The organism is Microseira wollei NIES-4236 (assembly GCF_020521235.1).
Classification (GTDB): domain Bacteria; phylum Cyanobacteriota; class Cyanobacteriia; order Cyanobacteriales; family Aerosakkonemataceae; genus Microseira; species Microseira wollei.
Genome location: NZ_BLAY01000592.1, coordinates 1 through 380, shown reverse-complemented (window position 1 = coordinate 380; position 380 = coordinate 1). Strand labels below are relative to the sequence as shown.

General features: G+C 45.5%; 1 protein-coding gene. It reads left to right on the top strand.

Annotated features, from left to right (window positions below; translation table 11 throughout):
* Window positions 1-194 (top strand): hypothetical protein (locus MiSe_RS49955; RefSeq protein ID WP_226595060.1); only part of this gene is annotated, 194 nt, incomplete at its 5' end.
* Window positions 195-380 lie beyond the last annotated feature (186 nt).

Sequence of the window (380 nt, the reverse complement as noted above, 5' to 3'; positions counted from 1 at the left end):
CGTGTCCCTACACCGACGATTTTTCAGAGGACAAGGCAATCATAAAATGTTTGCTTGTAGATCAGGTTTTGGATGCCGTGTCCCTACACCGACGATTTTTCAGAGGACAAGGCAATCATCAAATGTTCGCTTGTAGATCAGGTTTTGGATGCGTCCCTACACCGACGATTTTGCAGAGGACACGGCAATCATAAAATGTTTGCTTGTAGATCAGGTTTTGAATGCCGTGTCCCTACACCGACGATTTTTCAGAGGACACGGCAATCATCAAATGTTTGCTTGTAGATCAGGTTTTGGATGCGTCCCTACACCGACGATTTTTCAGAGGACACGGCAATCATCAAATGTTCGCTTGTAGATCAGGTTTTGGATGCGTCCCT